The sequence below is a fragment of the Microbacterium sp. genome (assembly GCF_035277845.1).
In the GTDB taxonomy this organism is placed as follows: Bacteria; Actinomycetota; Actinomycetes; order Actinomycetales; family Microbacteriaceae; genus Microbacterium.
Genome location: NZ_DATEJS010000340.1, coordinates 1 through 7,887 on the forward strand (window position 1 = coordinate 1; position 7,887 = coordinate 7,887).

General features: G+C 69.7%; 8 protein-coding genes. 5 read left to right on the forward strand and 3 right to left on the reverse strand.

Annotated features, from left to right (window positions below; genetic code table 11):
- On the reverse strand, positions 1 to 387 hold a 387-nt coding region (locus tag VJR25_RS14985; RefSeq protein WP_324116431.1), incomplete at its 3' end, for a hypothetical protein.
- A 244-nt stretch (positions 388 to 631) separates the two neighbouring features.
- Between VJR25_RS14985 and VJR25_RS14990 the strand changes: the two genes are divergently transcribed.
- Positions 632 to 1,444, forward strand: a complete 813-nt coding sequence (locus VJR25_RS14990; RefSeq protein ID WP_324116433.1) for a hypothetical protein — start codon at positions 632 to 634, stop codon at positions 1,442 to 1,444.
- Between the two features lie 245 nt (positions 1,445 to 1,689).
- On the opposite strand, the gene VJR25_RS14995 is transcribed toward VJR25_RS14990, so the two are convergent.
- Positions 1,690 to 1,986 (reverse strand): chorismate mutase, encoded by a 297-nt coding sequence (locus tag VJR25_RS14995; RefSeq protein ID WP_324116435.1) that lies wholly within the window; start codon positions 1,984 to 1,986, stop codon positions 1,690 to 1,692.
- Positions 1,987 to 2,105: 119 nt separating this feature from the next.
- On the opposite strand from VJR25_RS14995, the gene VJR25_RS15000 reads away from it, so the two are divergent.
- From VJR25_RS15000 to VJR25_RS15015, 4 genes are all read left to right on the forward strand, one after another.
- Positions 2,106 to 2,651: a hypothetical protein gene (locus tag VJR25_RS15000; protein WP_324116437.1), complete on the forward strand. Its 546-nt coding sequence runs from the start codon at positions 2,106 to 2,108 to the stop codon at positions 2,649 to 2,651.
- Positions 2,652 to 2,662: 11 nt separating this feature from the next.
- A complete protein-coding gene (locus tag VJR25_RS15005; protein ID WP_324116439.1) occupies positions 2,663 to 3,520 on the forward strand; it encodes a hypothetical protein in 858 nt (285 codons plus the stop codon).
- 92 nt (positions 3,521 to 3,612) lie between these two features.
- Positions 3,613 to 5,124 carry an HNH endonuclease signature motif containing protein gene (locus VJR25_RS15010; protein WP_324116440.1) on the forward strand — a complete coding sequence of 504 codons (1,512 nt, stop codon included), beginning with the start codon at positions 3,613 to 3,615 and terminating at the stop codon, positions 5,122 to 5,124.
- Positions 5,125 to 5,236: 112 nt separating this feature from the next.
- The gene (locus tag VJR25_RS15015; RefSeq protein ID WP_324116442.1) at positions 5,237 to 6,424 is read left to right on the forward strand and encodes an AI-2E family transporter; all 1,188 of its coding nucleotides are present in this window, start codon (positions 5,237 to 5,239) and stop codon (positions 6,422 to 6,424) included.
- Here the strand turns inward: VJR25_RS15015 and VJR25_RS15020 are convergent.
- Complete coding sequence (locus VJR25_RS15020) at positions 6,421 to 7,569, reverse strand: low temperature requirement protein A (RefSeq protein ID WP_324116443.1); 1,149 nt, start codon at positions 7,567 to 7,569, stop codon at positions 6,421 to 6,423. The two genes, VJR25_RS15015 and VJR25_RS15020, sit on opposite strands and share 4 nt — an antisense overlap.
- Positions 7,570 to 7,887 lie beyond the last annotated feature (318 nt).

Below are 7,887 nucleotides of genomic sequence, written 5' to 3' on the forward strand. Positions count from 1 at the left end.
GTAGTACGTGGTGCCGCCGAGGGTCGGGTCGGTGTAGCTGCCCGAGCACACCGACCCCGAGAACGTGCTGACCGGGCCGTTCGCACCCTGCATGATCGAGACCTGCGAGCTGTTGCCGTTGCCGCGCGCGTGGATGTTGAAGGTGATCATCCAATCGGCCGCGGACGAGCCGAGGTCCTCGGTGACGGTGCCGTGCGCGATCGTCCGGTTGCCGTGCTGGGCCTTCGGGTTCGCGTGGTGGGCGTTCGTCTTGCCGTGATGGGAGTTCGTACTGGCGTGATGAGAGTTCGTGTTGCCGTGGTAGGCGTTCGCGGCGACGGCCGGGACGACGGCAAGAGTGGCGGTCATGCCGGCGGTCAGCACAATGGCCGCAGTCGTGCGTTTCATGTTCGCTCCTCGAGGTGCGCGCGGAACCGCCCGAGCACGGCTGTGGTCAGGCGGCGATGGCGAGACGACCTGCGGGTCGCTCCCCCCCTTTGACGCGGCATCCGACCTCTCCCTGTGATGCCGCTGTGCAACGAATACACCCGCAATCGGAAGCGGTCAAGAGAAAACTTCGGCGCGGCGACGCCCGCCTGCTGCTCGGCTGATTCGCCGGATCGGGTCCGTGGTTCCGGCATAGGCTGAGCGCGTGGACTTCTGGCATTTCGCCGGTTCGTACTGGTGGCTCGTGTTCCCCCTCATGGGGGTGTTCGGCGCGATCGGAAACCAGTACGAGCGGAATGCGCGCCGCCGGCACCAGCGGCGGCTCGAGACGCTGCACGCCAAGGCGGAGGTCCGTGCCGCGCGACGCGGACAGGTGCTGCCGCCGTACGCGGCCGGGGCAGGCGCTGCGCCGTCGGCTGCTGCTCCGGAAGTGCCGCAGAAGGTGCAGTTGCAGCGGCTGATGGATGCCCACGACGCCGTGACGCACCGGTGGCTGGACTACGAGCTGGATGTCTCCAAGCTCATCGAGTACCCGGCGATGAGCGACGGCCGGCAGCCGCTGACCGCGGCGTTCCTGCGCGCGCGGACGATCGCGGACCGGGCCCGTCCGGCATCCGCGGATGCCGCCGTCTCGGCCGAGGACTTCGCCGCCTACCGGGCCGCGGTCACCGACTACGAGGTCGCGTTCGACGTCGCCGAGCGGGACGCCCGCCGCCTCAAGGACACCGGATTCACCGACGACGAGCGCAAGCGGCTCGACACCGCCAAGCAGCTGCTCGGCGTCGCCGTCGACCAGGCCGCGACCCCCGCCGAGCGGCAGCTGGCCTACAAGCGGGTGCGCCGGGAGCTCGACGGACTGATCGCCCTGTCGGACGACGCGATCGAGGTGCTCGAGACCAAGGTGTCCCTGGAGCTCCCCGCAGGTGCGTCGAGTGGCGCGGGCGCGACGGGTGGGGATGCCGGCGCGGGGGCGTCCGGCGCGGCCAAGGAGCCGGAGACGAAGACCCCCGGTCGTTGAGCGAGGGAGCACCGGCGACCGAGACGAAACGCAGCACCCCCTCACGGACGCACGACGCGTTTCGGCTCGCTCCGCTCGCTCAACGACCGGCGGGCGGTGGGGAAACATCGGCGGCCGAAAGACCCCCGGTCGTTGAGCGAGGGAGCGCCAGCGACCGAGACGAAACGCAGCACCCCCCTCACGCACGCACGACGCGTTTCGGCTCGCTCCGCTCGCTCAACGACCGGTGAGCGGAGCGCCCTCCCCTATTTGGAGTCGGCGGCGGCGACGTGGTGCTGGATCACCTCGGCGACGACGAAGTTGAACCACTTCTCGGCGAACTCGGGATCGAGCTCGGCCTCTTCGGCGAGGCGGCGGAGGCGCGCGATCTGCTGCTCTTCGCGGTTCGGGTCGGACGGCGCCATCCCGTGCTCGGCCTTGAGCACGCCCACCTGCTTGGTGGCCTTGAAGCGCTCGGCCAGCATGTGGATCAGGGCGGCGTCGATGTTGTCGATGCTGCCGCGCAGGCGGCGCAGCGTCTCGGTCGGGTCGGCGTCGGTCATGGCATCCTCCTCGTCCCTTCGAGGCTACGGGATGCAGGCGGCGCGACGCGCGAGCGAGGCATCCGTCCCCCTGTGGATAACTTCCGCGGCCGTTGCGCGGAATTGACTACGGTGGCGGGATGAAGTCGCGCGTCATGGCCGGGATCGTCGCCGGGCTGCTCGCCCTGAGCCTTGCTGGATGCGCCGGTGAGACACGGCGGCCGAGTCCCACCCCGACCCCGCCGTTCGCCAGTGCGGATGCCGCGTACAAGGCGGCGGAAGCGACCTACCGAGGGTACGTGGATGCGGGGAACCACGTGGATCTGTCCGACCCGAGAAGCTTCGAGCCTGTCTACGCATGGCTGCTGGCGGACGCGTTGAAGACGGATCGCGAGGAGTTGATGGCTATGTCCGCAAAGGGATGGCGAATGCGCGGGCAATCCGTTGTGAGACTTGTTCGGCCCCTCCCGTCGTCGGACTCCGAGCCAGCCTGGGGTGACGTCTACATCGCCGGGTGTCTGGATGTCCGTGGTGTCACTGTGACCGACGCACAAGGCAAATCGATGGTCCTCCCGACGCGACCTGACATCCTTCCGGTACGCGTGGCCTTCTCGCGAGACGCGTCGACCCGAACCGGACTCAAGATCATCAAGATTCAGAAGCGCGACGGAGCGCCGACATGCTGAGGACGGGGATCGTGATCGTCGCTTCCTTGATTGCCGGGCTTCAGCCGCCCCCGGGCGATAACGTCGGCTACGTCGGCGGTGCAACTGGGCAGACAGCCACGAGCATCGCCAACAGCCGCACCCACGTGACCGTCGCGGCTGAGCGCCCCGGTGAAGGTGGACTCCCGGTTCAGCCGTTGGACGATCTCGGTTCGCGCTCACCACTCTCATCACCGTCTTCAGAGCGGGAACCCACCCCGTGGGACGCAGCGGCGCTCGATCGTCTGGGCGCCTCCGCCACTTCCCGATGCGCTGTCGCGACCACCGCCCCGCAGGTTCCGTGCGACCGCGCCACGCCGGCGGAGCCCGAGAAGGCATCCGGGCCGCGCACCCCGACGCTCACCGACATCGCCTCGTTCCACCCCGCCACACCGTCGCTCACCGTCGAGCCGGCGGAATTCGGGATCGTCGGGCGACCCACCAACTTCGTCGCATCCGCACGGCGCCAGTCGGTGACCGGGTCGCTGTTCGACCTGCCCGTGACAGTGCAGTTCACGCCGGTCGCGTACCGGTTCGACTACGGCGACGGCGCATCGAAGACCATCGGCACCGGCGGATCGACCTGGAAGGCAGAGGACTCTCCGCTCTTCACCCGGACGGCCACCTCCCATACGTACACCGAGAAGGCCCTCGTCACTGTGCGGGTCTTCGTGGCGTACTCGGCGCGCGTCGCGTTCACCGGGCATCCCGGCTGGTACGACGTCGCCGGGTACGTCACCGCGAAGACGCCGAGCACGACGTTCCAGCTCTACGTGGCCCGCACGGTGCTCGTCGCGCACACCTGCGACGAAAATCCCCGCGGCCCGGGGTGCCCGGGGTCGACGGGATGAGCCCGACCTTGGCGGGTCGCGGAGCCTCGGTCAACCAGACTTCCGAATAGGGCATAACTCCCAATGTCGGAGGTTGGTGAGAAGCTTTCGGCATGGACAGTTTCGCTGGTATCGTCGATCAGCAGCTTCGAGTGCTGTCGAGGATCCTGGGCGAGGTGGGCGTCGCGGAGGCAGCACCGGTGATGGCCGGGCTGCGCGACGATGAGGTGGTCGGGGTGATCGTCGCGACGACCAACGCGATCCGCGAGCTCGAGGGGCTGCGGGTCGTCGCCGCCGGTGTCACGTCGCAGCGGTCGTCGCGAGACGCCGGTCACGACGGGCTCGCGCAGCGTCGGGGGCATCGCAATGCGGTGTCGCTGGTTCAGGAGTTGACCGGAGCGTCCCGCACGCAGGCAGGCAAGGCCGCGCGGCTCGGCGAGTCGCTGCTCGAGACCGCATCGGCTGAGCCGGACGACAGCGCATCGGCGAACACCGGACCGGACGCGCGCCCGGACACGGATGACGCCCCGGACGTTCAGGCACGACCGTGGCACGCCTGCCTGGGGGACGCATTCACGGCGGGCCGGATCAGCCTCGATCAACAATCCGCGATCCGGCGCGGACTCGGAGACCCGCCCGCGACGGGGCCCGCCGTGGTAGATCCGGAGACGGTGGACGCATGGCGCGTGGCCGCGGAGCAGCTCATCGACGAAGCCGCCCGCCGCACGGTCGAAGACCTCGGGGCGGCGGCGCGGATCATCCGGGATCGACTCGACCCGGATGGCGCACAGCGCCGGTTCGACGACCAGTTCCAGGCCCGGTCGTTCCGGATGTGGACCACCGCCGACGGCGTGCAGTGCGCCCGCATCCAATTCGAGGCCGGCGGCGGAGCCTGGGCGACGTCGATCCTCGATGCCGCTCTGCGACCCCGCCGGGGAGGGCCGCGGTTCGTCGACCCGGACGAGAAGGCCGCGGCCGACGCCCTGGCCGCCGACCCTCGCACGAACGAGCAGCTCGCATACGACCTGTTCATCGACGTGCTCCATGCCGGAGCCCTCGCCGACGCCGCCCAGGTGTTCGGCACCCGGCAGGCCGGCATCCGGGTCGTGGTCAACCGGGCCGCGCAGGATGCCGCACGGGCCGGGCGGCCCGGCACCGCCGTCATCGAAGACACCCACGCGCCCGTCCCGGCCGCGTTCGCCGCCCAGCGCGCCTGCGACACGGGAACCCTGACCTGCACGACCGACTCGGACGGCAACCCGCTCGACCTCGGCCGCGAAGCCCGCCTGTTCACTCCGAAACAGCGCCTCGTCCTCGCCGTCCGCGACGGAGGATGCGTGTGGCCGGGCTGTGACAGGTCCGCGTCCTACTGCGAGGCGCACCACATCGACCATTACGCGCACGGCGGCAGAACCGACGTGCGCCGCGGCATCCTGCTCTGCGCGTTCCACCACAGGAACCTTCATCACCACGGCTGGTCGATCACCCGCGACGGCACCGGACCATTCGTCCTGCACTCCCCCGATTCGCGCACCGCGCCCACCGTGCTCCAGCCGCCCCTCGAACGCCGGTACCTGTGGGGCGACCTGCAACCACCGCCCACACGATTCCGACCCGCCGCATGACCACGCCCATCCATGAAACCCGCTCCCTGACGCGCACCCGGCACCGCCCGAGCAGGCGTCGTCGCCGCCCCGGTCTCCTGTGCGAATTCTGTGCCTCCCGTAGAGTGACACCGTGACTGACGACTCCATGCCCAGCCGCCGGCGACGCAGCCGACTGCGCCGCGCGCTCGGTGCCGCCGCACCCGCCGATGCGGACGCCACCGTCGTGATCGCGCAGGCGTCGGCATCCTCCCCGGACCATCCCCGACCGGTGTGGATGGGGCTGCACAACCCGTTCGCGGTGGGCTTCTCGCTCACGCTCGGCGGGCTCGTCGCGTTCGCCGTCGGCGTCGCGTTCACGAACCTCTCCACCGTGATCATCTACGTCGCGTTCGCACTGTTCGCGGCGCTCGGGCTCGACCCGCTCGTGCGCTGGTTCGAGCGCCACAGCGTCAGCCGCGCGTGGGGCATCGTGATCGTCTACGCCGTGTTCGCCGTCATCCTGGTGGGCGTGCTGCTGCTGATCGTGCCGACCGTGATCGAACAGGTCGCGCAGTTCATCAAGACGCTGCCGGTGCTCATCAGCGACTTCCAGAAGACCGACCTGTACCGGTGGCTGGCATCCGAATTCGGCTCGCAGACCAGCGACATCGTCAAGCAGGTCGAGGGGTTCCTGTCCAACCCGTCGAACCTCACCGCCATCGCCGGCGGCCTGCTCAAGGTCGGCGCCGGCATCGCGTCGGGCATCTCGGGCGTCGTCATCGTGCTGGTGCTGAGCCTGTACTTCCTCGCCGGCATCCCCACCATGAAGAAGGCGTTCAACCGACTGTGGCCCGCCCGCAACCGGGCGCTGGCGGCATCCATGACCGACCAGATCACCGACTCGGTGGGCGGCTACCTCGGCGGCATGGTGGTGCTCGCGTTCTGCAACGCGGTGGTCGCGTTCGTGCTGCACCTCGTGCTCGGCCTGCCGTTCGCCGCGCTGATGGGGATCGTCGCGTTCCTCATCACGCTCATCCCGCTCGTCGGCTCGGTGCTGTACTGGGCGCTCGCGTCGGTCGTCGCCCTGTTCTCCAACCCGCTGATGGCCCTCGTGTTCGCGATCATCTACCTCATCTACATGCAGATCGAGGCCTACGTGCTGACCCCGCGGGTGATGAACAAGACAATTTCGGTGCCCGGGTCGCTGGTCGTGATCGGCGCCCTCGTCGGCGGCACCCTGCTGGGCCTGCTCGGCGCGCTCGTGGCCATCCCCGTGACCGCGTCGGTGCTGCTGATCATCAAGCAGATCGTCATCCCCCGGCAGGACGCGAAACTCTAGACCGACTGCCGGGCGCGCACCTCGGACAGCAGCACGATCGCCGCGATCGTGACCGCCATCGCCGTGACCGACCAGATCGCGGGGAGCACCAGCGCCGCCGCACCCACGACGAGCGGCACCGCGATCGCGGGCACGGCCCACGGCAGCACCTCGCGCCACGGGGAACCGTAGCGCAGCGAGATCACGGCGTTCGTGCCGTAGAAGAGGATGACTCCCCCGCCGAGGGATGCCGCGGCCGACGCCGGCAGCACCCGATCCGGTGCCTCGATCGCGAGAGACACGGCGCCGGCCAGCATCATCACGCCCGCGACGAGCAGGAACGGCAGGAACGCGACCGTCCAGACGATGCCGCGCGAGTCATCTCGCGCGAGCAGATGCTCCAAGCCGGAACGCATCGCGTCGATGCCGAACATGAACATCGCCCACGCCAGCCCCGCCGTGATGACGAGCGACGGCACCGCGGCGAGCGCGGACAGCGGACTCCACGCGGTCGACACGCTCACGACCATCGCGAGCACCGACTCGCCCAGCGCGATGATGACGAGCGTGCCGAACCGATCGGCGAGATGCTCCACGTTGACAGCGCCGATCCGCCGCAGCAGCCCCGGCGCGGATGCGATCAGCAGCACCACCTCGACCGCGATCGCGAGCGCCCACAGCACGAACCGCGCCGGCGACGGCACGAACGCGGACGCCAGCCAGATCGCCGCGGTCACGCCGTTGTACGACAGGATGCGCAGCCGCGAACCCGCACTCGAACGCCAGCTGCGCCGCACCCACAGACCGAGCATGATCGCACGCAGCGCCGCGTTGCCCAGCGCGAACAGCCACGCCCGGTCGCCCACTGCGTCGGGCGCCGCGACCGCGATCACCCCGACCGCGGCCATCGCCCCGAGCATGTAGCCGGCGAGCGCGCGCCGCGACAGGCCGACCTGGATGTTGACGGTGAACGTCAGGTTCACCCACGACCACCAGACCGAGGCGAACAGCGCGACGAACACCCCGAGGGCGGCGAACGTCGGCGTCGTGTGCAGCCCCGCGGACAGCTGGCCGATCAGCGCGACGAAGACCAGGTCGAAGAACAGCTCCATCCAGTCCGCGCGCGAGACGTCCCGTTCGAGAAAGGACGCCGGATGCCGCTGCATGCGACCATCATGCCGCGGTACGGGGGTTGCGGGAGTGGGCGCGGAGGTGCGGGGGCGGAGCTGCGGGGCGGGCGCGCGGGGTGCGCGGGGCGGGGCGTTACGGCTCGCTTCGCTCGCTCAACGACCGGTTGGGGTGGGAGTGGGGGCACACTGCGTTTCGGCTCGCTTCGCTCGCTCAACGACCGGCCTGGGTGGGGCGTAGGCCACACTGCGCTTCGACTCGCTGCGCTCGCTCAACGACCGGTTGGGGTGGGAGTGGGGCGCATTGCGTTTCGGCTCGCTTCGCTCGCTCAACGACCGGTGGGAGGGTGGGGCGTG

Bases quoted from the DNA above. Each gene is read 5' to 3' on its own strand.
- VJR25_RS14995 (WP_324116435.1), bottom strand. From the start codon at position 1,986: ATGACCGACGCCGACCCGACCGAGACGCTGCGCCGCCTGCGCGGCAGC.
- VJR25_RS15000 (WP_324116437.1), top strand. From the start codon at position 2,106: ATGAAGTCGCGCGTCATGGCCGGGATCGTCGCCGGGCTGCTCGCCCTG.
- VJR25_RS15010 (WP_324116440.1), top strand. From the start codon at position 3,613: ATGGACAGTTTCGCTGGTATCGTCGATCAGCAGCTTCGAGTGCTGTCG.
- VJR25_RS15020 (WP_324116443.1), bottom strand. From the start codon at position 7,569: ATGCAGCGGCATCCGGCGTCCTTTCTCGAACGGGACGTCTCGCGCGCG.